This is a genomic window from Mesorhizobium waitakense (assembly GCF_056431085.1).
This window is the reverse complement of sequence record NZ_JBWKME010000194.1, coordinates 46,321-70,117: the sequence shown is the minus strand read 5'-3', so window position 1 is coordinate 70,117 and position 23,797 is coordinate 46,321. Positions and strand designations below refer to the sequence as shown.

23 protein-coding genes are annotated in these 23,797 nt (G+C 63.8%); 11 read left to right on the top strand and 12 right to left on the bottom strand.

The annotated features are described in order from the left end of the window. Positions 1-22 precede the first annotated feature (22 nt). The 4 genes from rplT to infC all read right to left on the bottom strand — a co-directional run bounded on the left by rplT (position 23) and on the right by infC (position 2,353). Positions 23-424 carry a 50S ribosomal protein L20 gene (gene rplT, locus AC07FD_RS36195; RefSeq protein ID WP_006201247.1) on the bottom strand — a complete coding sequence of 134 codons (402 nt, stop codon included), beginning with the start codon at positions 422-424 and terminating at the stop codon, positions 23-25. Positions 425-461: 37 nt separating this feature from the next. After that, positions 462-665 carry a 50S ribosomal protein L35 gene (gene rpmI / locus AC07FD_RS36190; RefSeq protein WP_006201248.1) on the bottom strand — a complete coding sequence of 68 codons (204 nt, stop codon included), beginning with the start codon at positions 663-665 and terminating at the stop codon, positions 462-464. Positions 666-892: 227 nt separating this feature from the next. Further along, positions 893-1,519: a methyltransferase family protein gene (locus tag AC07FD_RS36185; RefSeq protein ID WP_477281419.1), complete on the bottom strand. Its 627-nt coding sequence runs from the start codon at positions 1,517-1,519 to the stop codon at positions 893-895. A gap of 297 nt (positions 1,520-1,816) precedes the next feature. Then, positions 1,817-2,353 (bottom strand): translation initiation factor IF-3, encoded by a 537-nt coding sequence (gene infC / locus AC07FD_RS36180; RefSeq protein ID WP_010912915.1) that lies wholly within the window; start codon positions 2,351-2,353, stop codon positions 1,817-1,819. A gap of 223 nt (positions 2,354-2,576) precedes the next feature. Here infC and AC07FD_RS36175 point away from each other — a divergent pair, with 223 nt between their 5' ends. Both AC07FD_RS36175 and AC07FD_RS36170 read left to right on the top strand, forming a co-directional pair. After that, on the top strand, positions 2,577-3,347 hold the full coding sequence (locus tag AC07FD_RS36175; RefSeq protein ID WP_478353720.1) for an alpha/beta hydrolase: 771 nt from the start codon (positions 2,577-2,579) through the stop codon (positions 3,345-3,347). After that, positions 3,347-4,531, top strand: coding sequence for a benzoate/H(+) symporter BenE family transporter (locus AC07FD_RS36170; RefSeq protein ID WP_478353719.1), 1,185 nt, complete (start codon positions 3,347-3,349; stop codon positions 4,529-4,531). The genes AC07FD_RS36175 and AC07FD_RS36170 overlap by 1 nt, the downstream gene beginning before the upstream one ends. 165 nt (positions 4,532-4,696) lie before the next feature. Here the strand turns inward: AC07FD_RS36170 and AC07FD_RS36165 are convergent, their stop codons facing one another. Continuing rightward, the gene (locus tag AC07FD_RS36165) at positions 4,697-5,710 is read right to left on the bottom strand and encodes a 1-aminocyclopropane-1-carboxylate deaminase (RefSeq protein WP_478353718.1); all 1,014 of its coding nucleotides are present in this window, start codon (positions 5,708-5,710) and stop codon (positions 4,697-4,699) included. Positions 5,711-5,872: 162 nt separating this feature from the next. Between AC07FD_RS36165 and AC07FD_RS36160 the strand changes: the two genes are divergently transcribed. The 3 genes from AC07FD_RS36160 (at position 5,873) to AC07FD_RS36150 (ending at position 7,903) form a co-directional block, all read left to right on the top strand. Continuing rightward, positions 5,873-6,337 carry an Lrp/AsnC family transcriptional regulator gene (locus AC07FD_RS36160; RefSeq protein WP_457150084.1) on the top strand — a complete coding sequence of 155 codons (465 nt, stop codon included), beginning with the start codon at positions 5,873-5,875 and terminating at the stop codon, positions 6,335-6,337. A gap of 226 nt (positions 6,338-6,563) precedes the next feature. Next, the gene (locus AC07FD_RS36155) at positions 6,564-7,046 is read left to right on the top strand and encodes a DUF2852 domain-containing protein (RefSeq protein WP_478353717.1); all 483 of its coding nucleotides are present in this window, start codon (positions 6,564-6,566) and stop codon (positions 7,044-7,046) included. Positions 7,047-7,144: 98 nt separating this feature from the next. Continuing rightward, positions 7,145-7,903 (top strand): M48 family metallopeptidase, encoded by a 759-nt coding sequence (locus AC07FD_RS36150; protein ID WP_095083165.1) that lies wholly within the window; start codon positions 7,145-7,147, stop codon positions 7,901-7,903. A 105-nt stretch (positions 7,904-8,008) separates the two neighbouring features. On the opposite strand, the gene AC07FD_RS36145 is transcribed toward AC07FD_RS36150, so the two are convergent. Continuing rightward, entirely contained in the window at positions 8,009-8,227 is a 219-nt protein-coding gene (locus AC07FD_RS36145; RefSeq protein WP_477225100.1) for a hypothetical protein, read from the bottom strand. Positions 8,228-8,339: 112 nt separating this feature from the next. Between AC07FD_RS36145 and AC07FD_RS36140 the strand changes: the two genes are divergently transcribed. The 6 genes from AC07FD_RS36140 (at position 8,340) to AC07FD_RS36115 (ending at position 14,075) form a co-directional block, all read left to right on the top strand. Then, positions 8,340-8,999: a phosphoribosylanthranilate isomerase gene (locus tag AC07FD_RS36140; RefSeq protein ID WP_478353716.1), complete on the top strand. Its 660-nt coding sequence runs from the start codon at positions 8,340-8,342 to the stop codon at positions 8,997-8,999. Between the two features lie 86 nt (positions 9,000-9,085). Continuing rightward, entirely contained in the window at positions 9,086-10,306 is a 1,221-nt protein-coding gene (trpB, locus tag AC07FD_RS36135) for a tryptophan synthase subunit beta (protein ID WP_478353715.1), read from the top strand. A 2-nt stretch (positions 10,307-10,308) separates the two neighbouring features. Then, complete coding sequence (gene trpA, locus AC07FD_RS36130) at positions 10,309-11,148, top strand: tryptophan synthase subunit alpha (protein WP_478353714.1); 840 nt, start codon at positions 10,309-10,311, stop codon at positions 11,146-11,148. 96 nt (positions 11,149-11,244) lie between these two features. Beyond that, positions 11,245-12,171 carry an acetyl-CoA carboxylase, carboxyltransferase subunit beta gene (gene accD / locus AC07FD_RS36125; protein WP_478353713.1) on the top strand — a complete coding sequence of 309 codons (927 nt, stop codon included), beginning with the start codon at positions 11,245-11,247 and terminating at the stop codon, positions 12,169-12,171. Positions 12,172-12,295: 124 nt separating this feature from the next. Further along, the gene (locus AC07FD_RS36120; RefSeq protein WP_478353712.1) at positions 12,296-13,621 is read left to right on the top strand and encodes a bifunctional folylpolyglutamate synthase/dihydrofolate synthase; all 1,326 of its coding nucleotides are present in this window, start codon (positions 12,296-12,298) and stop codon (positions 13,619-13,621) included. A 34-nt stretch (positions 13,622-13,655) separates the two neighbouring features. Then, positions 13,656-14,075, top strand: a complete 420-nt coding sequence (locus tag AC07FD_RS36115; RefSeq protein ID WP_478353711.1) for a VOC family protein — start codon at positions 13,656-13,658, stop codon at positions 14,073-14,075. A gap of 29 nt (positions 14,076-14,104) precedes the next feature. Here the strand turns inward: AC07FD_RS36115 and AC07FD_RS36110 are convergent, their stop codons facing one another. From AC07FD_RS36110 to tsaE, 6 genes are all read right to left on the bottom strand, one after another. Beyond that, on the bottom strand, positions 14,105-14,386 hold the full coding sequence (locus AC07FD_RS36110) for a cupin domain-containing protein (RefSeq protein WP_478353710.1): 282 nt from the start codon (positions 14,384-14,386) through the stop codon (positions 14,105-14,107). Between the two features lie 133 nt (positions 14,387-14,519). Then, positions 14,520-14,843 carry a thioredoxin gene (gene trxA, locus AC07FD_RS36105; protein WP_013891648.1) on the bottom strand — a complete coding sequence of 108 codons (324 nt, stop codon included), beginning with the start codon at positions 14,841-14,843 and terminating at the stop codon, positions 14,520-14,522. Positions 14,844-14,918: 75 nt separating this feature from the next. Further along, positions 14,919-18,431, bottom strand: a complete 3,513-nt coding sequence (addA, locus tag AC07FD_RS36100; RefSeq protein ID WP_478353709.1) for a double-strand break repair helicase AddA — start codon at positions 18,429-18,431, stop codon at positions 14,919-14,921. Further along, positions 18,428-21,562 (bottom strand): double-strand break repair protein AddB, encoded by a 3,135-nt coding sequence (gene addB / locus AC07FD_RS36095; RefSeq protein ID WP_478353708.1) that lies wholly within the window; start codon positions 21,560-21,562, stop codon positions 18,428-18,430. Before addB ends, addA begins: the two co-directional genes overlap by 4 nt. Beyond that, on the bottom strand, positions 21,559-22,287 hold the full coding sequence (locus tag AC07FD_RS36090; RefSeq protein ID WP_478353707.1) for a nucleotidyltransferase family protein: 729 nt from the start codon (positions 22,285-22,287) through the stop codon (positions 21,559-21,561). The genes addB and AC07FD_RS36090 overlap by 4 nt, the downstream gene beginning before the upstream one ends. Then, complete coding sequence (tsaE, locus tag AC07FD_RS36085) at positions 22,284-23,795, bottom strand: tRNA (adenosine(37)-N6)-threonylcarbamoyltransferase complex ATPase subunit type 1 TsaE (protein WP_478353706.1); 1,512 nt, start codon at positions 23,793-23,795, stop codon at positions 22,284-22,286. The genes AC07FD_RS36090 and tsaE overlap by 4 nt, the downstream gene beginning before the upstream one ends. Positions 23,796-23,797: the final 2 nt, after the last annotated feature.

Below are 23,797 nucleotides of genomic sequence, written 5' to 3'. Positions count from 1 at the left end.
CGAATGCTTGGGAAGCGCTGGCTTAGGCGACAGCGCTTTCAAAAGCGTTCGGCGTGGTGTTCTTCAGATATTCGAGCGCAACCTTGGCCTTGGCCACGAGTGCGGCGAAAGCCTGCGGCTCATGGATGGCCATGTCCGACAGGATCTTGCGATCGATCTCGATGCCGGCCTTGTTGAGGCCGTCGATGAAGCGGCCATAGGTCAGGCCGTGCTCGTGCGTCGCGGCGTTGATGCGCTGGATCCACAGCGCGCGGAACGAGCGCTTGCGGTTCTTGCGGTCGCGGTAAGCGTACTGCAGCGACTTTTCCACCGCCTGCTTGGCGATGCGGATGGTGTTCTTGCGGCGGCCGTAGAAGCCTTTGGCGGCTTTCAGGACCTTCTTGTGCTTGGCGTGCGAGGTGACGCCTCTCTTTACGCGTGCCATGTCATGATCTCCTTAAAACGTGTCCGGACCGAATGCCTTAGAGGCCGTTCGGCAGAAAATTCTTGATGACCTTCTTGCCATCCGGTTCAGCCAGAACCATCGTGCCGCGGGCATTTCGAATGAACTTGTTGGAACGCTTGATCATGCCGTGACGCTTGCCGGCCGCAGCCGACAGGACTTTACCCGTACCTGTGATCTTGAACCGCTTTTTGGCGGCGGACTTGGTCTTCATCTTGGGCATTTTGCTACTCCGTTTCTATGAGGTCGCTGTCCGTGCCTCTGGCACGCCGCACCTCTTGTTTTGTTCGCTTCAGGCCGACCAAAGCCCGAAAAGCAAATGAAACCGCCACGGCATGCCCTGCCGGGCGGTTTTTTTGGAACGCGGTTCTATACGTCAAAGCAGGCGGCTGTGCAACACCCACTGCGCCGCTCGTGCCGGAACGTTGGGACGCGACGCGCGACCCTCGATCAGGGGAGCGTGAACCAGACCGGCAGCATGCCCGACTGCTGGGCGCCATCGATCAGTTCGAAGGCCGGCAGCGCCATCAGGAACACCAGGCCGTCGAGCAGTGTGGTCAACAGCAGGCGCGGCTTGAAGCTGCCCGTATCGCCCTCCTGGTAGAGGGAAAGGTTCGGAAAGAAGCGCGGCACCCGCGCCAGATAGGCCTGATAGGGCGCGCCGAGCGCTTCCTTGAGGAATTTCTCTTCGCGCAGGATGACGATATGGAAGGCACCCGCGCACAGGACAGCAAAGAGAATGATGCCGGAGAACGAACCGATCTGCGCGCCGACGCCGGCCGCGGCCACGGTCGAGAACACATAGAGCGGATTGCGGGTCATCGAATAGGGTCCGCCCGTCACAACTTCGGAAGATTTGCGCCCGCCTATGTAGAGCGTCGACCAAAGGCGACCGACGATGCCGAGAAAAATCAGCAGCACGCCGAACATCTCGATCGTCTCATGCATCGCCGTATCGGGCGGGAAGGTCGATTGGCCAAACAGCAGTGCGGCGAACAGCACGACCACGAGAACGGCCAGCACTATCCTGCGCGTTTGCTGGTAGTTACCCAGCCCGTATTTGAGTTCTTTGTCCAAGGGAGGAATCCGATCGTCGAGAAGCCTAATGCATTCGCCCAAAAGTGGCCCCGGTTTTGGGAGGACGACATGCATGAAAACAGAGCCGGCGATCGCAGCTGTGGCCAGTAAGCAGGCGTCCCGCCGATCGCCGGGACGCCCTGTACTACAATTCAGGCGGATTTAGAGCGCGATGACCAGGCCTGACGTCATCGTGATCTCGGTGTGTTGACGTTCAGGTGATGCCGGCCTGCAAACGGCAGCTTCCTGTGCATCCCACCATTTTTCGGCTCGGCCTGACCTCAATCTCACTGCACCCTAGCGCGGCGCCAGCACCATCATCATCTGGCGGCCTTCGAGCTTCGGTTCCGCTTCGACCTTGGCAATGGTCGCCACTTCCTCGCGAACCTTGTTCAAAAGCTGCATGCCGAGTTCCATATGCGCCATCTCGCGGCCACGGAAACGCAAAGTCAGCTTGACCTTGTCGCCTTCCTCGAAGAAGCGGCGAACCGCCTTCATCTTGGTCTCGTAGTCATGGCTGTCGATGTTGGGGCGCATCTTGATCTCCTTGATCTCGATGACCTTCTGGTTCTTGCGCGCCTCGGCCGCCTTCTTCTGGTTGGCGTATTTCAACTTGCCGAGATCGAGGATTTTTACGACGGGGGGCACCGCATTGGGCGATATCTCGACGAGATCGAGCCCAGCCTCTTCGGCGAGCAGCAATGCGTCGTTGATTGAAACATCGCCGCGGTTCTGGCCTTCGGCGTCGATAAGCTGGACCCGGGGAACCCGGATGTCACGGTTGGAGCGCGGGCCATCCTTGGTCGGCGCCGCTGCTTTGAAAGGTCTGCGAATGGTCGTGGTCTCCTTGGCCGTTTCGTTCAGGGTTTGCGGATATTGATGCGTGGACGCGCCAATGTGGTAAGCGCGCGGGCGAAGTCAATAGCACAGCATTGACAGGAAATCACCCTGATCACTGCCCTGCACCAAACAAAGAACCATCGCGAGCACTTTTCGCCACGCCACTGGCTGTGCCACAAGACGCCGTGCGCCAAAAGACGGGCGTGAGGAAGAAACCATGACCGACACGCCTCCTGTCTTTCTGGATGTCGACGGATCAAGCATCGCGGTGCGCCATACGACAGGTGCCGCGCCCGGCATCGTCTGGCTCGGCGGCTACAAGTCCGACATGCTGGGCACGAAGGCGCAGACGCTGTCGGACTGGACGGCAAGAGAAGGCCGCGCCTTCCTGCGCCACGACTATTCCGGTCATGGCGAATCCGGTGGCGCCTTTGCGGACGGCACCATTTCGAAATGGCTTTCGCAGAGCCTCGCCGTGTTCCGGCATTTCACCCAGGGCAAGCAGATCCTGGTCGGCTCCTCGATGGGCGCCTGGATTGCGCTGCGCATGGTGCAGGAATTGCGCAAGGCGGGCGACAGCAATGTCGCTGGCCTGGTGCTGCTGGCGCCGGCGCCCGATTTTACCACTGAGCTGGTCGAGCCGGCGCTGACCAAGGCGCAGAAACGCGCGCTCGCCGAAAAAGGCTTCTTCGAGGAGCCGTCGAACTATTCCGCCGAGCCTTACATCTACACAAGCGCGCTGATCGAGGATGGACGCAACAACCTGGTGATGACAGGCCCGATCGACACGCATTGCCCGGTGCACATATTGCAGGGGCTGGCCGATGCGGACGTGCCGGCAAGCCACGCGCTGAAGCTGGTTAGCCGGCTGCCGGCCGACGACGTGACCCTGTCGCTGATCCCCGAGGGCGACCACCGCCTGTCGCGTCCCCAGGATCTCGACATGTTGGTGCGGGCAGTCGACGCCATGGCGCAGAGGGGAAACTGATGCGCATCTCCATTCCAATATCCGCTTTTGTCGCGGCAATTGTCGGCTTCGGCGGCACGCTGGCCATCGTCATCGCCGCCGCCAAGGCGGTCGGCGCGACACAGATCGAGACCGCGAGCTGGGTGACGGCGATCTGCCTGGCGATGGCAATCGAATGCCTGTGGCTGTCCTGGCGCACGAAGATGCCGGTCATCACCGCCTGGTCGACACCGGGCCTGGCGCTGATCGCCGCGTCGAGCAGCTTCTCGATGGGCGAAGCAGTCGGCGCCTTCATCGTCACCGGCATCCTCTTGATCGCCACCGGCCTGTTCGGACCGCTGACACGGCTGATCGCCAGGATCCCGCCGTCAGTGGCATCGGGCATGCTGGCCGGCATCCTCGTCAGCTTCGCCATCAACGCGATTAAGGCCATCCCCGCCGATCCCTGGCTGATCCTGCCGCTGATCGCGGCCTTCTTCGCCATTCGCCTGTTCAATCCGGCGGTGTCGGTGCTGGTGGTGCTGATCGGCGGCGGCCTCGCCGCTTTCTTGACCGGCCGCGTCGGCGGCTTGCCGACACCGGAACTGTCGACGCTGACGCTGATCGCGCCGCACTTCAGCGTCGCCGCGACCATCGGCCTGGCGCTGCCGCTCTACCTCGTCACCATGGCTTCCCAAAACCTGTCCGGCCTCGCCGTGCTGCGCGCCGCCGGCTATCACCCGGAGCCCGGCCCGCTGATCGGCGTCACCGGCCTGTTTTCGCTGCTGTCGGCGCCGTTTGGCGGCTCGACCACCAATCTGGCTGCGATCTCGGCCGCGATCTGCACCGGGCCGGACGTCCACCCCGACCCCGCCGAGCGCTGGAAGACCGGCCCGTTCTATGCGCTCGCCTATCTTGTCTTCGCCATCTTCGGTGCGTCGCTGGTAGCGATCTTCGCCGTCCTGCCGCAGAGCCTGATCGTGCTGGTGGCGGGTCTCGCGCTGATGGCGCCGCTTGCCAACGCCCTATCGATCGCGCTCAAGGACGAAGGTCACCGTATGGCCGCCACCGTCACCTTTGCCGTCACCGCTTCGGGTTTGACGCTGTTCGGCGTCGGTGCGGCATTCTGGGGCCTGGTCGCCGGGGTGGTCGTGCTTTTCCTCGAAGAACTCAAAAAGCGGCAATCATTTCAGCCGCTTGTCCGGATTTGGCGGACATTGTCCTGAATCGCCGCTTTTCCCTTCCGATTCCACGCAGCCGGAACTGGCTGTCCCTGGACGCCGGCGACCGCACCAAGGATCAGGACGAGTTCGACCGCTTCGTGGCCCACCGCAACATGCTGCGGCGGGCGGGATAGTCGTCAGAGGTCACCTGCCACGCCCTGCGGGCATTCAGCCATTGCGAAACGTATAAGCATAGCCGTTGATGGCTGGAGCGCCGCCAAGGTGGGCGTAAAGCACCTTCGACCCTTCGGGGAAATAGCCCTTCCTAACGAGGTCGATCATGCCCTGCATGGATTTTCCCTCGTAGACAGGATCGGTAATCATGCCTTCAAGGCGCGCGCAGAGACGGATCGCGTCCTTCGTCTCCTGCGAGGGCACGCCGTAGACCGGGTAGGCATAATCCTCGATGAGGATCACATCGTCTTCACCGAGTTCCTTGCCGAGTTCGACCAGCGTCGCCGTGGTCCGCACGATGTCCAGCACTTGCGCCTTGGTCTGCGCCGGGGTGCAGGATGCGTCGATGCCGATCACCTTGCGCTCGCGACCGTCCTTGGCGAAGCCGACCACCATGCCGGCATGGGTCGAGCCGGTGACGGTGCAGACGACGATGTAGTCGAAGGCAAGGCCGAGTTCCTTCTCCTGCGCGCGCACCTCTTCGGCGAAGCCAACATAGCCCAGGCCGCCATATTTATGCACCGAAGCCCCGGCCGGAATCGGATAAGGTTTGCCGCCTTTGGCTTTCACATCGGCGATCGCCTGTTCCCAGCTTTCCCTGATTCCGATGTCGAAGCCCTCATCGACCATCTGGACATCGGCGCCCATGATCCGGCTCAAAAGGATGTTGCCGACGCGGTCATAGACGGCGTCCTCGTGGGGCACCCAGCTTTCTTGCACGAGGCGGCATTTCATGCCGATTTTCGCCGCCACGGCTGCCACCATGCGCGTATGGTTGGATTGTACGCCGCCGATCGAAACCAGCGTGTCGGCGTTTGAGGCGATCGCGTCCGGGATGATGTATTCGAGCTTGCGCAGCTTGTTGCCGCCGAAGGCGAGGCCGGAATTGCAATCTTCCCGCTTGGCGTAGAGATCGACCTTGCCGCCGAGATGAGCGCTGAGCCGATCCAGTTTCTCGATATGCGTCGGTCCAAATGTGAGCGGATAGCGTTCGAACTTCTCCAACATGAGAGATCCTCCTCTGATTGTGATTTTGATGCTGGAAACACTATCAGTTTTCGCTTGAAAGGTGCTCTCAAAGATCGAGCGGAAAATGCCAGAAATCCAGCTTTCTGACGCCAGAATGCTATATTGCTTCGATGATCTGCCTCGATAACGGAAGAATCTTCCATGAAAGCATCACTCGACCGGATCGACCTCAAAATGTTGCGCCTGCTCCAGGACAATGGGCGGCTGACCAATGCGGAGTTGGCGCAGTCGGTTGTTGTCAGCCCGGCGACGTGCCACCGCCGCACGCAACGCTTGTTCGATGAAGGCTACATCAGCCATGTCAGGGCAGTGGTGACACCGCAGAAGGTCGACAGAGGCGCGCTGGTGATGGTTGGCGTCGTGCTCGACCGCTCGACCCCGGAAAGTTTCGCGGAATTCGAGAAGGCAGTCGCGAAACTGAAGTTCATTCTTGATTGCCATCTGGTGGCAGGCGACTTCGACTATTTTCTGAAGATCAGGGTCGGCGACATGGCGGACTTCAACCGGATCCACGGGGATCAGTTGATCGCATTGCCCGGCGTTCGCCAGACGAGGACGTTCTTCGTCATGAAGGAGGTCGTCGACAACGCGCCACTGGATTTTTGAAAGGAATGGGTTCCCCGCCGATGCATCAAACCATAGCACCGCCGGCGGCATTGCCACTGTTCCTCATGCCTGGTCGTGCTTTTCTTCGATACGCTCGAAAAGCGATAATCATTTCATGAGCTTGTCCGGTTTTGGTCGGTATTGTCTTGAATCGCCGTTTTCTCCTTCCCATTTCGATTCCACGCAGCCGGATCTTGGCTGTCTCCAACCGAAGGAATGGGAGAAAATGAACACATCTGCATTGATCCGCCCGGCCTGGACGCCGGCAACCATCGCGTTGATGGTGATCGGTTTCATGGTGTTCTGGCCACTCGGCTTCGCCATGCTTTTCTACATCATCTGGGGCGACCGCCTCGATGGTTTCAAGCGTGACGTCAACCGCGCCACCGACGGCATCTTCGCCGGCTGCCGCCGCGGTTCCGACAAGGCGGCGCGCTGGGGCCACGGCTCCGCCCGCACCGGCAACGTCGCTTTCGACGACTGGCGCGAAAAGGAACTGGAGCGCCTCGCCGAGGAACGCCGCAAGCTCGACGAGATGCTGACCGAGTTCGACGACTACGCCCGCGAATTGCGCCGTGCCAAGGACCAGGACGAGTTCGACCGCTTCATGGCCAACCGCAACAAGTCAACGGCGCCGACGAAGACCGACCCGAGCACCGGGACGACCACCACCAAGCGTGGCAAGGGCTCGAACCTGCTTGACGACTGAGGCCCGGCGACAGGCCAACGTATGATGACGGCGTCGCGCGAGCGGCGCCGTTTCTTTTTTGTTCTATTCGTTTTTCTCGAATCGCGTATCGTCCCGCCATGACCCTCGGATTCTTCCGCAATCTGACAAAGCCCAAGGCCACGCCCGTCGTGGAGCGCGAATATTGCGTTGCCGGCCGTACCTTGCCGCTCAAGATCGTCGAGAACGACCGCGCAAGGCGGCTGACGCTGCGCATCGATTCGGGCGGTAAGGGCCTGCGCATCACGGTGCCGCCAGGCCTGCGCCGCGGCGAGGTGGAAAAGTTCCTCGACCGTCACCAGGACTGGCTGGAGCAGCGGCTGGCCAAGGTGCCGGCCCGGCCGCAGGTGCGGCCGGGCATCAAGATTCCCGTACGCGGCGTGCCGCACCGCATCGTCCATGAGCCTTCGAAGCGCGGCACGGTGACCATATCAAGCGACGAGCGCGGTCCGTTGTTGATCGTTCATGGCGACCGCGTGCACCTGCCGCGCCGCATCGCCGATTTCCTCAAGCGCGAGGCCAAGCGCGAGATCGAGAAGCTGGTGGGCAAACACACGCTGGCGCTGGGCAAGCGCGCCAAGGCGATCCGCTTCAAGGACACGTCGAGCCGCTGGGGCTCCTGCACCTCCGACGGCAATCTGTCGTTTTCCTGGCGCATCATGATGGCGCCGTCGCCTGTCATAAACTACCTCGTCGCGCATGAAGTGGCGCATCTCAAGGAGATGAACCACGGCCCGAAATTCTGGAAACTGTGCGAACAGCTTTGCCCCGACACCGAGCGCTGCAAGGCCTGGCTGAAGCGCAATGGCGGCGCGCTGCAAGCGATTGCGTTCGAGTAGGCTGCGTAAAAGGGCGGCGGAGAAAGAAGGCCGTCTGTGACGATCCTTGCCGGCCAGAGGGGTGCTGTCCCGCCAGCGTTTTACGCTTTTACTGACTGCCCGAGCTCAATCGTCATTCGCCGCGTTGAGCTCCTCCGGCCGCAACCCTTCATCGCCATGATGCGGCCACGGCAGGAAGTTGCCGTCGAATTGATCGCCACCGAAATAATCCAGCGCGCGATGGGCTTCGGCGCCGTTGAAGGCCGCCTTGTCCATCAAATGGGCGATGACCTCGCGCGCCTGCGCGATCTTCTGCCTGAGTTCGGCAACGGTTCTGTCGGCCATGGTCTTGCTCCCGCCTTGTGTCCTGTCCTTTAATAGGTAGCGCCTTTGGCCTTGCCGGCAAACAGCATGCTTTTTCTCGACTCTTGGCGCTTTTCGTGCCAATCCCCGCGCCATGGCGCTCGACATCAAGATTTGCGGCTTGAAGACCGACGTGGCAATGGCCGCGGCGCTGGCCGGCGGCGCCAGCCATGTCGGGTTTATCTTCTTCGCCAAAAGCCCGCGCTATGTCGAGCCGGCCGAGGCTGGCCGTTTGCGCGAGGCGGCGCGCGGCAAGGCAAAAGCGGTGGCCGTCACCGTGGATGCCAGCGACGCCTTTCTGGATGAGATCGTGGCAGCGATGCAGCCCGACATGCTGCAGCTGCACGGCTCGGAAACGCCCGAGCGCGTGGCCGAGGTTAAAGCCCGCTACGCCTTGCGGGTGATGAAGGCGCTGTCGGTCAGCCAGGCCGCCGACCTCGAACGGATAAAGCCGTTTATCGGCATTGCCGACCACTTCCTGTTCGACGCCAAGCCACCCAAGGGCTCCGAGCTGCCCGGCGGCAACGGCGTGGCCTACGACTGGCGCATCCTCACCGGCCTTGACGCCGGCGTCGATTACATGCTTTCCGGTGGGCTCAACGCCGCCAATGTCGGCGATGCCCTTCGGCTTGCCAACCCGCCCGGAATAGACACTTCCTCAGGCGTGGAAAGCGCGCCGGGCGTCAAGGATCCGGCGCTGATCGAACAGTTTTTCCGGGCCGTCAGGGCAGCGCGCGACAACCGCGCCGCCTGACCGGTTCAAACCAGAGCATGTTCCGGAAAAGTGGGAACCGGTTTTCCGGCAAGGACATGCCCCACATCGAGACCAGGAGATCGGCGATGGACAAGCCGGCGACACCCAATTCCTTCCGTACCGGACCCGACGAACAGGGCATGTTCGGCATTTTTGGCGGTCGTTTCGTCGCCGAAACGCTGATGCCGTTGATCCTCGACCTAGAGCGGCACTGGAACGAGGTCAAGAACGATCCGGATTTCAAGGCTGAACTCACCGACCTTTCGACCCACTATGCCGGGCGGCCGTCGAAGCTCTATTTCGCGGAAGGGCTGACCAGGCATCTCGGTGGTGCAAAAGTCTATTTCAAGCGGGAGGATCTGAACCACACCGGCTCGCACAAGATCAACAACTGCCTCGGCCAGATCCTGCTGGCCAAGCGCATGGGCAAGAAGCGCATCATCGCCGAGACGGGCGCCGGCCAGCATGGCGTGGCATCGGCCACCGTCGCGGCCCGCTTCGGCTTTCCCTGCGTCGTCTATATGGGCGCGACAGACGTCGCCCGCCAAAGCCCGAACGTCTTCCGCATGAAGCTGCTCGGCGCAGAGGTGCGGCCGGTGACCGCCGGCCACGGCACGCTGAAGGACGCCATGAACGAGGCGTTGCGCGACTGGGTGACCAATGTCGAGGACACTTATTACCTGATCGGCACCGCCGCCGGGCCACATCCCTATCCGGAGTTGGTGCGCGACTTCCAGTCGGTGATCGGCACCGAGGCGCGCGCGCAGATCCTCGAACAGGAAGGCCGGCTGCCGGACACCATCATCGCCGCGGTCGGCGGCGGCTCGAACGCCATTGGCCTGTTCCATCCCTTCCTCGACGACAAGGATGTTCGCATCATCGGCATCGAGGCCGGCGGCCGTGGTCTCGACGGCATCGAGCACTGCGCGTCGATGAACGCCGGCGCGCCTGGCGTGCTGCACGGCAACCGCACCTATCTCCTGCAGAATTCCGACGGTCAGATCATGGACGGCCATTCGATCTCTGCCGGTCTCGATTATCCTGGCGTCGGCCCGGAGCATTCCTGGCTGCGCGATTCCGGCCGCGTCGAATATGTGCCGATCCTCGACGACGAGGCGCTGGAGGCCTTCAAGCTGACGACGCGCGTCGAAGGCATCATCCCGGCGCTGGAATCGGCGCACGCCATTGCGCACGCGGTGAAGATCGTGCCGGCCATGGACAAGGACCAGATCGTCATCGTCAACCTGTCCGGCCGTGGCGACAAGGACGTGCACACGGTTGCCAGCATGCTGGGCATGGAGATCTGATCATGACCACCCGCATCGACCGCCGCATGGCCAAGCTGAAGACCGAAGGCCGCCCGGCCCTCGTCACCTATTTCATGGGCGGCGACCCCGACTATGACACGTCGCTGTCGATCATGAAGGCACTGCCTGGAGCAGGCGCCGACATCATCGAGCTCGGCATGCCGTTCTCCGATCCGATGGCCGACGGTCCGGCGATCCAAGCGGCGGGCCTGAGGGCGCTGAAAGGCGGCCAGACGCTGGTCAAGACGCTAAAGATGGCCTCGGAATTCCGCACCGGCGACAATGAGACGCCGATCGTGCTGATGGGCTATTACAATCCGATCTACATCTATGGCGTCGACCGCTTCCTCAAGGACGCGATCGCCAGCGGCATCGATGGGCTGATCGTCGTCGACCTGCCGCCGGAAATGGACGAGGAATTGTGCATTCCGGCGCTCAAGGCCGGCATCAACTTCATCCGGCTGGCAACGCCGACCACCGATGATAAGCGCCTGCCCAAGGTGCTGCAGAACACGTCGGGTTTTGTCTACTATGTGTCGATGACCGGCATCACCGGTTCGGCGCTGGCCGACACCGGCAAGGTGGCGGCGGCGGTGCAACGCATCAAGGGTCACACCGATCTGCCGGTCTGCGTCGGCTTCGGCGTCAAGACCGCCGAGCAGGCCCGCGTGATCGGTGCCAATGCCGATGGCGTCGTCGTCGGCACCGCGATCGTCAATGCGGTGGCCAATGTGCTGGGACCGAAGGGTGAAAAGACCGCCGACCCGGCCGAAGCCGTCGCCACGCTGGTCAGCGGCCTTGCGCAAGGCGTGCGTTCGGCCCGCCTTGCTGCTGCCGAATAATCTTCCTAGATCAGTTTGTGCATGTCGTTGTCCCAAGGCCGGTTCCCACTTTTGGGCGACATGCACTAACTCTTCGTCAGGACAGGAGCCGAAGCGATGAACTGGATCACCAACTACGTTCGCCCGAAGATCAATTCGATGCTCGGCCGGCGCACCGACATGCCCGAGAATCTCTGGATCAAGGATCCGGAGACCGGCGAGATGGTGTTCCACAAGGATCTGGAATCCAACCAGTTCGTCATCCCGTCCTCCGGCCACCATATGAAGATCTCGGCCAAGGAGCGGCTGAAGTTCTTCTTCGACAACGGCAAGTACGAGACCCTGGACAACCCCAAGGTCATGCAGGATCCGCTGAAGTTCCGCGACGAGAAGCGCTATGTCGACCGGCTGAAGGACGCCAAGGCCAAGACTGGCCTCGAAGACGCCATCATCAACGCGCTGGGGACCGTCGAAGGCCTGCCGGTGGTGGTGACCGTGCAGGACTTCGCCTTCATGGGCGGCTCGCTCGGCATGGCCGCGGGTGACGCCATCGTGCACGGTTTCGAAGTCGCCTTGCAGCGCAAGCGGCCGCTGATCCTGTTCGCCGCCTCTGGCGGCGCCCGCATGCAGGAAGGCATCCTGTCGCTGATGCAGTTGCCGCGCACCACGGTTGGTGTCGACCGCCTGAAGGAAGCCGGCCTGCCCTACATCGTCGTCTTGACCAATCCGACCACCGGCGGCGTCACCGCCTCCTACGCCATGCTGGGCGACGTGCACATCGCCGAGCCCGGCGCGCTGATCGGCTTTGCCGGGCCGCGTGTCATCGAACAGACCATTCGAGAAAAGCTGCCGGACGGCTTCCAGCGCTCCGAATACCTGATGGAACACGGCATGGTCGACATGGTGGTGTCGCGCCTGGAGATGCGCCAGACCATCGCAGGGCTGCTGAAGATGCTGCTCAAGCTGCCGGAGGAGCAAAAGCCGCTCGAGCCGGAAATCCTGCCGGCGGCAACAATTCCGGCCGAGGCGCGGCCACAGGCCTGACGCGACACTCTTCGCCGCGAACCGCGATTGCGCGCGATCCATCGCGCGCTGTAGCTTCTTGATTGCGCATGATCCTTTCCGAAAAACGATTCCGAATTTCGGGGCCATGCGCTAGGATTCCCATATGAAAACGCTTGCCGCCGACCGCGAAATCGAAGCCCTGATGGCGCTTCACCCGAAAGGCTTCGACCTTTCGCTCGACCGCATTTCACGGTTGCTGGAGCGGCTCGATGACCCGCAGGACCGGCTGCCACCGGTCATCCATATCGCCGGCACCAACGGCAAAGGCTCGTGCGCCGCATTTTCACGCGCACTGCTCGAGGCGGCGGACTACCGCGTCCATGTCCACACCTCGCCGCATCTGGTGAACTGGCACGAGCGTTACCGGCTGGCCGCCGATGGCGGCGGCAGGCTGGTCGACGACCGGGTGTTCGCCGATGCCATCGCCCGTGTCGCCAGAGCTAATGAAGGTGAGCATATCACTGTCTTCGAGATCCTCACCGCCGTCACCTTCCTGCTGTTTTCCGAACACCAGGCCGATGCCGCCATCATCGAGGTCGGGCTCGGCGGCCGTTTCGACGCCACCAATGTCATCAGGGAGCCGGCCGTATCGGTGATCATGCCGGTGTCGCTCGACCACGAGGCCTATCTCGGCGACCGTGTCGAACTGATCGCCGCTGAAAAGGCCGGCATCATCAAGCGCGGCTGCCCGGTGGTCATCGGCGCACAGGAAAGCGAGACGGCACTGCAGGTGCTGATCGAGACCGCCGAGCGGCTTGAATGTCCGACCTTCGTCTACGGCCAGGATTTCCTCGCCTTCGAGGAGAACGGCCGCATGGTCTACCAGGACGAGGACGGCCTGATGGACCTGCCGCCGCCACGGCTGCCCGGGCGCCACCAGTTCGCCAATGCGGCGGCGGCGATCGCGGCGGTCAAGGCGGCCGGCTTCGAGATCAGCCATCGCGCCGCCGAGAAGGCGATGACCAGCGTCGCCTGGCCCGGCCGGATGCAGAAGCTGGCGCAGGGCCGGCTGGCCGAACTGGCGCCGAAGGGCGCCGACATCTGGCTCGACGGCGGCCACAATCCGGGCGCCGGGGTGGTGGTTGCCGAAGCGCTGGCCGAGCAGGAAGAGAAGAACCCGCGGCCGCTCTTCCTCATCTCGGGCATGATCAACACCAAGGACCAGAGCGGTTATTTCCGCGCCTTCAAGGGCCTGGCGCGGCATGTCTACACGGTGCCGGTGAGCCTGAGCGACGCCGGCGTGCCGAACGACGAACTGGCGATCCGCGCGACGGAAGCCGGGCTGACGGCCGAACCGGTGAGTTCCGTCGCCAGCGCGCTGATGTTGCTGCGCGACACCTGGGACGGTCCGCCGCCGCGCATCCTGATCGGCGGTTCGCTCTATCTGGCCGGTGCTGTGCTCGCCGAAAACGGCACGCCCCCGACCTGAGGTCGGCTTTCGGCGATCACCGCAAGGAGCAGTCATGATCAAGGTCAAGCAGGTCGCTCACGTCTGCATCTTCGCCAATGATCTGGAAGCGACGCGAGGCTTCTATCGCGATGTCCTCGGCATGGGCACCCAGTTCAATTTCCTGCGTGACGGCAAGATTTTCGGGTTCTACCTCGATTGCGGCGGTCGCAGCCACGTCGAGGTGTTCCAGAAGGACGGGGCCAGCTATGGCGACCTGAACCAGATCAACCACTTCTGCCTCGAAGTGGAAAGCATCGATGCAGCGATCGCCCATATCAGGTCGAAGGGCGTCGACGTCACGGCAAAGAAACTCGCCTGCGACGACACCTACCAGGCCTGGATTCGCGACCCCAACGGCGTGAAGATAGAGCTGTTCGAGTATACCGAAAAAAGTGCGCAATTCGCCGGCGGCGATCGTATCGCCGACTGGTAATGGCGCCTGCCGCCCGATGGCCTTCGCGGTTACTTCAACTCGATCTCGATGAAGGCGTATTCGCCCTCATTGGCGTTGATGACGTCATGTTCGACGCCCTCCTTGCGGAAATAGGGCGCGCCCTTCTTCATCTCGGCGAAGGATTCGCCGCCCTTGGTCAACAGCTTCACCTTGCCGTCCATCAGCGGCACGACGACATAGTCGTGGCCGTGGCGGTGCCAGCCGGTGTTGGCGCCGGGCGCAAAGCGATACTCGGTGACGATGACACGCTCATTGTCGATGAAGACGGTGGCCTTGGCGGATCCGGTCATGGGCGTTCTCCTTGCTTCTCGTGACAACAGAAGACATGGAGTGCGCAGGCGTGAGGGCCAGAACCACCCACCGATGACGCCAACAAAAAAGCCCGGCGCGAGGCCGGGCTTGATGTCAAGAATTTGGGACGGATCAGGCGAGGCTGCCATTGATCCAGTGCGACAGCGCGGTCTTGGGTGCGGCGCCAACCTTCATGTCGGCCACTTCGCCGCCCTTGAAGATCATCAGCGTCGGGATCGAGCGCACGCCGAACTGCGCGGCGAGCTCGGGATTCTCGTCGATGTTCAGCTTGGCGATCTTCACCTTGGCGCCGAGTTCGGTGGCGATGTCTTCGAGCGCCGGAGCGATCATCTTGCACGGACCGCACCATTCCGCCCAGAAATCGACGACGACCGGTACGTTGGCGTTAAGTACATCGGCCTGGAAATTGCTCTTGTCGACCTTGACGGTGGTCATGCGGAAAATCCTTTCGAAAGTTTTTGTCGCACCAAATGTGGTGGTGATCGCGCCCTTCTTCAAGCAGGTGTTGTGTCACGCTCCTGTGAGTCGAGCAAGGGCGTCATCCATGGCACTGGCTGGCAGTTCGATCAGCCGCGGCGCTTCGGTGAACAGCAAGGCCGCCTTCACCGCGCGTCCGGAATAAAGCGGCTGCAGCAGGGCGCGATAGAGCGCGAGTTGCAGGACGTAAGCCTGCGGGACCTCGGCCAGGGAGGCGGGTGCCGGCCGGTTGGTCTTGTAGTCGACGATAGAGACCGCGTCCGGCGTCACCGCCAGCCGGTCGATCTTGCCCGAAATCGAGCGCTTTTTGCCCTTGACCTCCAGGCTGCCCATGATCGCGACCTCGGCGCGCGACGATGGCGCAAACAGCGGACCGAAGCCGGGATCGGCGAGAATGCTGGTGACTGAGGCCAGGGCGTTTTCGCGCTCGCCGGCAGACCATTGCCCTCCGATGCGGGAGAGGTAGCGTTGCGCCGCGCCCTCGCGTTCGCCCTCGGCAATGCCCGGCAACATTTGCAGCAATTTGTGCAAAGCGAGCCCGCGCAGCACGGCAAAGCCTGGCTCGGCATCGGCATCGAACACCGGCGAAGCCTTGTCGACCACCGCTTCCTTGCCTTCGTTGATGAGCGCCGAGGCACCGGATGGCGACAGCGGACGCGGCAAATCCTCGAAAGGCGGCAAGGGCCGGAACAGGGTCGCCGGCAATGGCTGGAAAGTGTGCGCCTGCCGCGCCTGCTCGCTGGAAACCAATGCGACGGGCGGCAGCTTGGTGATGTGAAAACGATGCACCGGATCGCCGCCGGCAGGATGCGGGCGATCCACGCTCTCAGGCGCACCGATCAATGCGCGGCTGACGATCAAGTGCCAGGTGCCGGTGTTCGGCGCCCGCTTGCCGTGGTAGCCGCAGACGATCAGCCGATCCTCTGCGCGGGTCATGCCGACATAGAGCAGCCGGCGGTATTCGTCGTCGGCGAGTTCCCGTGCCCGCACCGCCGCAGCCTTGGAAAACCCATTGGCGACGTCGCTGGCCGAGCGCCAGAGATAGCCCTTGCCGTCCCAGCCCGAGCCTTCGAAAGGCATCAGCCGCGGCAGATGCTGGTCGCTGAACGGCGCCGAACCGCCATCGACCAGGAACACGACAGGCGCTTCCAGGCCCTTGGCCGCGTGCACGGTCATGACGCGGACCTCGTCGCGGGTCTGATCCATCTCGCGCTTGATCTCGGGGCCGGCATTCTCCAGCGTCGACAGGAAGGCTTCCAGCCCGGGCAGGCCGGTTCGCTCCTCGGCAAGGCAGAAGCTCAGGAACTCGTCGAGAATGTCGCCGGCCTCAGGCCCGAGCCGCGCGATCATCCTCTTGCGCACGCCATCGCGCGCCAACAGGCCGGCGTAAAACTCGAACACCGGCTTGAAGGCGGCCTCGTTCGTCCAGATGTCGAGCTGGGTGACGACCGCCGCCAAAGCCTCGCTCTCGCCGGCATGGGCGCGCAGCGATGCAAACAGCGACAGGCCGGTCGGCCTCTCCGCCGCAAGCGCAAAAAGCCCCTCCTCCGGCAGATCGAAGATCGGGCTGCGCAGAACGGCGGCGAGCGACAGATCGTCCTGCGGCTGGATGAGGAGATGGCCGAGCGCGATCAGGTCCTTGACCGCAATGTGTCCGGGCAGGCTCAGCCGGTCGGCGCCGGCGACCGGAATGTCGCGGCGTTTGAGCGCCCGGGTCAGAGCGTGGACGAAGCGATCGCGCTTGCGCACCAGCACCAGCACGTCGCCCGGCCGCAGCCGCTTGCCACGGCCTTCGATGATCTCGCCGGCGCCGATCCAGCCGGCAATGGTCGCCGCGACATGCTCGGCAACGCGCACCGCCGGCGCATGGGCATGGTCGATGGCTTGCGTCCAGTCGTCGGGCTCGTCGACGACGTCGGCACCGACGGACGGCCAGACCTCGACATAGCCCGGCGCATCGGTGCGGATCGCCTGGTGGCGCAGCGGATCAGGATCACGGCTGATGCCGCGCCGCACGACAGGATCGGCAAAGACGCGATCGACCGCGGTCAGAACGTCATCGGTCGAGCGGAACGACCAGGTCAGCTTGAGGTCGGCGAAGGACGCCTCGGCATCACGCACCCGTCCCGCGAACAACAGCCGGCTGTCGGCGAAGGAGTCCGGCGCGGCGCCCTGAAAGGAATAGATCGACTGCTTTTCGTCACCGACGGCAAAGACCGTGCGATGGACCCTGTCACGGGCGCCTAAGCCGGCAAAGAACTCTTCCGCCAGTCGCTTCACCACCTCCCATTGATCCGGGCTGGTGTCCTGCGCCTCGTCGAGCAGGATGTGATCGATGCCCTGGTCGAGCTTGTACTGCACCCAGGGGCCGGCATCGGGCCGCGCCAGAAGATTGACCGTGCGGGTGATCAGGTCGTTGAAGTCGAGAAAGCCGCGGCTGCGCTTCAACACCTCGTAGCGAGCAATCAGCCAGTCGGCGATGGTCAGCGCCGCGCGCGTGCCTTCCAACATCCGGAACAGCGCCAGCCTGTCGACCGTTTCGACGATGGCATTGGCCGTCGAGAGATAGCGTTCCGCCAGATCCGGCAGTCGGTCGACCAGGGCTTTCTTGAAGGCATTGGCCGGATCGTAAGCGCTGCCATCGGTCTTGAGGAAGGCTCTCGCAAGCTGTTGCAGACGGCGAACCGGGTCGGCCTCAGTGAAAGCCTGACGCGTATAGGGCAGGATGTTGTTCAACACCGTCCTGGCATCGGTGACATCCGCAGCCTGGGCGAAGCCGGCAAAATAGTCGGGCAGGAAACCCGGCAACGGCCAGACCGATGCCGCTATGCCTTCGGCGGTCTGACCGGGGCGGAAATGGAATTCATCGAACAACGCCTGGAAACGCGTGCCATCGCGCCCAATCATGTCGATGAAATTGCGCAAGCCGTCCCGCTTTCGCACGATCTCGCCCAGCAAGGCATCGAGCCCGGCTTCGCCGCCACGATCGAGAATGGTCGCAAACGCCTCGGCCAGGTCCATGTCGCCGGCGGCTGTTCCGGAAATCATGTCGCGGCGCGCGGTGGCGAACAGCGACGCCTCCATCGCCGGATCGAGCATTTCGAAATGCGCCGGGATATTGGCCTCCAGCGGGAACTGGTGAAGCACCGATTCGCAAAAGGCATGGATGGTCTGGATCTTCAGCCCGCCGGGCGTTTCCAGGGCCTCGGCGAACAGGCGCCGCGCCCGGCGCATGGTCTCAAGATCGGGCCGGCGGCCTTCCAACGTTTCGATCCTTGCCGCAAGATCAGCGTCGCCGAGTGCCGTCCACTCCGACAGCGTCGAAAACACCCGGTTCGACATGTTGGCGGCGGCGGCGCGCGTATAGGTCAGGCACAGGATCTTCGACGGATCGGTGCCGCGCAGCAGCAGCCGGATGACGCGCTGGGCCAGCACATGGGTCTTGCCGGAGCCGGCATTGGCCGACACCCAGGCGGAATTCTGGGGGTCGGCGGCGCGGGCCTGGCTGGTCGCGGTGTCGCTGGGGATGGGATAGGCCTTCTTCATGCCTCCCCTCCCTCGTCGCCGGCATCGCCGCCGGCCGACCATTCGAGCACGCGGGCAAGATGGTCGTAATCGCCATCGGTCTCGCCTTCGCGAAACGGCAGCGCGCGCGACAGATAGCCGGTCGCCGGGTCGGCATAGTGGATCAGGAGCTTTTCCAGCCGCGCCCAGGCTTCTTCGGCGAGATCGGTGGCGGTGCGCGGCTGGCGATTGTGTTCGAGGATCGATTCCTCGAACACCTCGCCATTCGGCTTCAGGCGCACGAACGCCAGTTGCGAAGGTTCGCGCGTGCCCAGATCCTTGAAGGCGCCGCGCCTGAGCAGCGCGCCCTCCAGCGCCAGTTGCGGCGCAAGCAGGGTGTGCGCCTGCGCCTTGGACGGCGAGGAGCCTGTCTTGTAATCCAGTATGTCGGCCATGCCGCCGGCCAGCAGGTCGACGCGGTCGGCATAGCCGGACAGCGTCACGCCGGACTGGCCGACGACGGTCTTTCCGGCGCGTTCCTCGGCATGCCGCCGTATCACCGCGTCGGCGCGCGTGCGCTCCCACTCGATGATGTTGGCGGCGAGTTTTTCGAAACGCGGCCACCACACCGCCTCGACATCGGCCGGAAGTGCGGCTTCGGCAAAGCAGGCGCGGCCGGCAGCGATTAGGCCGGCGACCGCGTCGGCTGCGCGCGGATCGGCAACGCGCGCCGAGAACAGATGCAGGATGGCGTGAAACAGCGTGCCGCGCTCGGCCGCACCGGGATCGCGAATGACCGGATCGAGCGGCATCAGGCCGAGAATTTTTCGTGCATATACGGCGTAGGGATCACGGCGCAGGGTCTCGATCTCGGTGACCGAGAAATGGCTCGGGCGAACAGACAAAGGCGGCGTCGGCTGCGGCCGTGGCGCGAAATCCTGCCTTGGGCCGGTGTCGAGCGCGCGTGCCCAGGCGAGCAATTCTTCGCCGCGCCGGCGCAGTTCAACCGTCTGGTCGTTGCCTATGAATGTGAGCAGGCGCTGCAGCCACCGCGACGGCACGGCAGGCGCGTCGCCGGCACGCGCCGAGCGGGCCAGCACCACCTTCTTCGCGCCCAAGGCCATCTGGAAATCATGCGCGGCAAGGCCGATGCGCCGTTCGGGTGGTTCGAGATCGATGCCGGTCTTCATTAGCCGCGACATGAAGCGGTCGCTCTCGGGCTTGCGCGGCCACACGCCCTCGTTGAGCCCGCCGATGACCAGCGTGTCGACATCCTGCAAGCGCGCTTCCAGCGCGCCCCAGATGGCGATGTTCCTGTCGGTTCCCTGTGCCGGCTTGACCGTTTCAGGCGCGATCAGCGCCGCCATCACGTCGGGCCACTCGTCCGCGGCGAATGAGAGCGGCGCGGAAGCCGCGACCAGCCCACGCAGCAATTCGGCAAGCTTCTCGCCGGCGTCACCCGCATAGAGCAAGCCAAGGCCGCCATCGGCGGTGCGGCCGAGACTTTCGAGCGCCACGACGCTGGCTCCGACCAGCGCTGCAAGGTCGGCGTCCGCCTGGCCGCGAAACCCCGCGAGCGGCGCCAGCGCCTGTGTGAGACGTTCGAGCAAATTCTTCGCGGCTTCGATGGAGCGCAGGGTGAGACGGGAAAACCAGAAGGGCTGCCGGCTGCCGCTGGCAAGGCCGGTGAGACGGGTTTCGAACAGTTCCGGAAGCGAAACGATGTCGGGGCGGCCGGTGCCGCCGCGCAGCGCCACCAGTTCGACCAGCTCCGCCGCGTGGCGCACATCGGCCCGTTCGAGGCCAAGCCCAAGCAGCGGATGTTTGAGCAGCGACAGCAGGCCGACCGGATCGCCTGGCCGGTACACCGCCTCGAGCGCCAGGCCGAGCAGGCTGGCCGCCGGGGTGTTGGCGAGCGGCGTGCCACCGGAATCGTCGGCGACAACGCCGAACCGCAGGAGCTCGACCGAGACGCGCCGCGCCAGCGCGCGGTCGCCGGTGACAAGAGCCGCCCTTTGGCCCGGCTCTTCGACCGCGCGCTTGAGCGCAACAGCGATCGCGACGGCTTCATCGCGTTCGCTGGCGGCTTCGAGCAGCGTCACACCGGCAAAAGCCCCGGCAATGTCGGAGGCTGAAAAGCCCTCGCGCGTCTCGGCCCACAATTCGGTGGTTTCGGCCGGCCGCAGCGCTTCGCCGACCAGGGCGGCGCGGAGCGCAAGCCGCGGCTCGGCCGTGCCGATCTCCTCGACATCGCCGCGCAGCACGCCGATCTTGCCGATCAGCCTGGCGAGACCGTATTGCGGGTGGCCGAGCACGGCCGGACGCGCGCCGGGCGCCGCGATTGCCTGGAACGACGCTTCGTCCAGCGTCCGGTCGAGACCGGGCAACACGATGGCGCCACCGGGCAAGCGGGCAATCGCGGCAAGCAACTCGGCCGTGGCCGGTATCGAGCCGGTCGAGCCCGCAGCGATGACCGGCCCGGCTGGCGGATTGCGCTGCAGCCGTGCGGCTTCAGCGCGGATCAGCGCGCTGCGATGTGCGGCCGGGTTGGAGCGATCGCGTTCTTCAAGGAATTTCGGCCACGCATCGGAGACGATGCCGAGAAATTCAAGCGTCACCTGCCACCATCCGGCAAGGTTACCGGTCACCAGGCCGGTGAGCTTGGCCCAATCCGTGCCTTCCATCTCGATTTCGTCCATCAGCCGGGCGAGATCGCGCGACAGCCAGATCGCGTCGGCGGTAGAGGCAGGGATGACGATCTCCTCGGCGAAGAGCGCCGCGACATGCGCCGGCAGCCGGCGTTTCCAGGCGCGGACCAGCGGCGCCAGCAGCAACAGGCGTTCGCTTGCCGAAATCGGCGGCGCGAGGTCGATGGCGGCGGACGCCTCGGTTTCGAATGCAGCCTCATCCTCATCGAACTCGCCGAGCGGACGGATGACCGGCAGGATCGCCGACCCGCCGCCGCCGCGTGCCGCCAGGCTGTCGACGAAAACACCCCGCAAGGCGCGCGCCGCGCGCCGCGTCGGCACATAGATGGTGACGTCGGCCAAAGCGAGCGGGTCGCCGTCAAACCGGAACCCCGGAACAAGGCGCCCGGCTAGCAGCGCCTCGGCAAGCGTCGGCAGGAACGGCGCTCCGGAGGGAATTGAGAAAACACGGCTTGAGCCGCTCATTTCAACTCGGCTAGCGCGCCAGCCACGGCCGCTTCGGCGAGCGGAATGGCATCGGGCGTGCCGACGGTGATCCAATGACCCTGCATCGGCATGCCGAACAGCCGGCCGGCAGCAATGGCGGTGTCGAAATAGGCGTTGAGCGAGTGCGGCCCGGACTGCGCATCCTCGAACAGGCGCGGATGGACGATCGCCGCTCCGGCATAGATCAGTCCGGCCGGATCACCTTTTGATCGCCGCAAGCCACCATCCGGCGCCACCAGGAAATCGGTGCTGCCGCAGTGTCCGGTCGCCTGATGGAGATCCGCCAGCATCAGCAGAATATCCATTTTCGCCGCGTCCCACGCAAGGGCAAGACGGCCGAGATTGAGAGGACCCTGGTCGATCCAGAAGGTATCGGCGTTGAGGATGTAGAATGGTTTTCCGCCCAGCTCGGGCAGCGCCTTGACGATGCCGCCGGCGGAATCGAGCAGCTTTTCGCTCTCATCGGAGATGATGATTTTTGGCCTGCGGCGAGCCGCGACATGGGCAATGATCTGTTCGGGAAAATAATGGACGTTGACGACGGCCTTGCCGACACCGGCGGCGGCCAGGCTGTCGAGCCCCCAGTCGATCAAGGTCTTGCCGGCGATCTTGACCAGCGGCTTGGGAATGGTGTCGGTGATCGGCCGCATACGCTTGCCAAGCCCGGCGGCGAGCACGATGGCTGTGTCCGGTTTTGCTGTCACAGTGCCCGCTCCTCCAGCAAGCCGTTGGCGTTGTAGAACTCCCGCAGGCTGGCCAGCCCCGGATGAGACAGCGCCCGACGCAGATAATCGCGAATGCGCGGCAGGTGCTTCAGATAATATGGCTTGCCGTCGCGCTTTTCGAGGCGGACGAAGATGCCGAGGATCTTGGAGTTTCGCTGCGCCGCCATGATCGCGTAGGATTCCACGAAGCTTTCTTCGTCGAAAGTGCCGGCTTCGTGGCGCGCCGCGAGATAGGCGTCGAGCGTCCCTTTCTCGATCTCGGGCGACATCGTAACACGCGCGTCCATCGCGAGCGAGGCGACGTCATAGGCACACGGACCGATCAGTGCGTCCTGGAAATCGACGATGCCCAGCCGATCATGCTTGGCTCGGTCGCCGCGCCAGATGATGTTGGGCGAATGGAAATCACGCAGCATCAGCGTGGTTTCGCCGCCTTGCAGCCGGTCGAGGAGCGCGTTCCATTGCTGGTGGTAACCGGCACGCAAGGCATCGCTAGCCGGGCTGCCTGATATGGCCGGCACGTACCAGTCGACCAGCAGATCGGCCTCGACCATCATCGCATCACGGTCGAAAGGCGGCACGTCGTGGAAGCCGCCCTGCCCCGTTGCCAGGCGCTGCGGCCAACTCCTGCCATGCATCATGGCCAGCAGTTCGGCCGCCGCCGCATAACGCTCGGCCACCGGCTGGCCATCGCCGTTGAGAAATCCTTCCGAACCAAGATGCTCGAGCAGCAGGAACCCCTGATTCTGGTCCTCGGCATGGATTTCCGGAACGCTCACCCCACCCGCCTTCAAAGCCCGGTCGATGGCGACGAAGGCGGAGACCGACTGCGCGGTGTGAGCGATCTCGGCATAGGGCTTGCCGTCGCGGACCGGCGGCCCGAGAACCAGCCGCGGCGAGTTCATCAATACCTGCGGCTTTCGGCCGGCAAGCGAGACAATCTCGTAGGAGCGGGCCGAGGCATCGCCGATGAAATGGCGGCGCCTTGCGTCGCCCCAGCCGGCAGTTTGGAGAAAGTCGCGCATGGCCAGCGATCGCGCCACGCGGTCGAAGGCGGCGCCCTCGCCCGACAGCCGGGCCAGCCGTCCCTCGCCATGCTGGATGAGTTCGATCAGAACCGAGGTTTTCGGCAGGTAGCCTTCGGCTCGTTCGGGCCATTCAACCAGGGCAGCGCCTTGCGCCAGGGCTTCGTCGAAACCAAGTTCGTCAATCTCAGCCGCCGAGGACAGGCGGTAGAGATCGAAATGATGGACAGGGATGCGGGTGTCGTAGCTCTGCACCAGCGTGAAGGTTGGGCTTGGAACATCGAGACCGGCATCGTCGGCCAAAGCCCTGATCAACGCTCGCGCCAGGGTGGACTTGCCGGCGCCGAGGTCGCCCTTGAGCGCCAGGACGTCTCCTGGTCGCAAAGACAACGCCAGATCCTCGCCCAGCAATGCTGTCTGTGTCTCGTCGGCGAGTAAACGCTCCAGCACCAATCCCGTCATCG

Excerpts from the sequence above, each read along its gene's own strand:
- rplT (WP_006201247.1), bottom strand. The coding sequence starts at position 424 with ATGGCACGCGTAAAGAGAGGCGTCACCTCGCACGCCAAGCACAAGAAG.
- rpmI (WP_006201248.1), bottom strand. The coding sequence starts at position 665 with ATGCCCAAGATGAAGACCAAGTCCGCCGCCAAAAAGCGGTTCAAGATC.
- AC07FD_RS36175 (WP_478353720.1), top strand. The coding sequence starts at position 2,577 with ATGACCGACACGCCTCCTGTCTTTCTGGATGTCGACGGATCAAGCATC.
- AC07FD_RS36170 (WP_478353719.1), top strand. The coding sequence starts at position 3,347 with ATGCGCATCTCCATTCCAATATCCGCTTTTGTCGCGGCAATTGTCGGC.
- AC07FD_RS36165 (WP_478353718.1), bottom strand. The coding sequence starts at position 5,710 with ATGTTGGAGAAGTTCGAACGCTATCCGCTCACATTTGGACCGACGCAT.
- AC07FD_RS36160 (WP_457150084.1), top strand. The coding sequence starts at position 5,873 with ATGAAAGCATCACTCGACCGGATCGACCTCAAAATGTTGCGCCTGCTC.
- AC07FD_RS36155 (WP_478353717.1), top strand. The coding sequence starts at position 6,564 with ATGAACACATCTGCATTGATCCGCCCGGCCTGGACGCCGGCAACCATC.
- AC07FD_RS36150 (WP_095083165.1), top strand. The coding sequence starts at position 7,145 with ATGACCCTCGGATTCTTCCGCAATCTGACAAAGCCCAAGGCCACGCCC.
- AC07FD_RS36145 (WP_477225100.1), bottom strand. The coding sequence starts at position 8,227 with ATGGCCGACAGAACCGTTGCCGAACTCAGGCAGAAGATCGCGCAGGCG.
- AC07FD_RS36140 (WP_478353716.1), top strand. The coding sequence starts at position 8,340 with ATGGCGCTCGACATCAAGATTTGCGGCTTGAAGACCGACGTGGCAATG.
- trpB (WP_478353715.1), top strand. The coding sequence starts at position 9,086 with ATGGACAAGCCGGCGACACCCAATTCCTTCCGTACCGGACCCGACGAA.
- trpA (WP_478353714.1), top strand. The coding sequence starts at position 10,309 with ATGACCACCCGCATCGACCGCCGCATGGCCAAGCTGAAGACCGAAGGC.
- accD (WP_478353713.1), top strand. The coding sequence starts at position 11,245 with ATGAACTGGATCACCAACTACGTTCGCCCGAAGATCAATTCGATGCTC.
- AC07FD_RS36120 (WP_478353712.1), top strand. The coding sequence starts at position 12,296 with ATGAAAACGCTTGCCGCCGACCGCGAAATCGAAGCCCTGATGGCGCTT.
- AC07FD_RS36115 (WP_478353711.1), top strand. The coding sequence starts at position 13,656 with ATGATCAAGGTCAAGCAGGTCGCTCACGTCTGCATCTTCGCCAATGAT.
- AC07FD_RS36110 (WP_478353710.1), bottom strand. The coding sequence starts at position 14,386 with ATGACCGGATCCGCCAAGGCCACCGTCTTCATCGACAATGAGCGTGTC.
- trxA (WP_013891648.1), bottom strand. The coding sequence starts at position 14,843 with ATGACCACCGTCAAGGTCGACAAGAGCAATTTCCAGGCCGATGTACTT.
- addA (WP_478353709.1), bottom strand. The coding sequence starts at position 18,431 with ATGAAGAAGGCCTATCCCATCCCCAGCGACACCGCGACCAGCCAGGCC.
- addB (WP_478353708.1), bottom strand. The coding sequence starts at position 21,562 with ATGAGCGGCTCAAGCCGTGTTTTCTCAATTCCCTCCGGAGCGCCGTTC.
- tsaE (WP_478353706.1), bottom strand. The coding sequence starts at position 23,795 with ATGACGGGATTGGTGCTGGAGCGTTTACTCGCCGACGAGACACAGACA.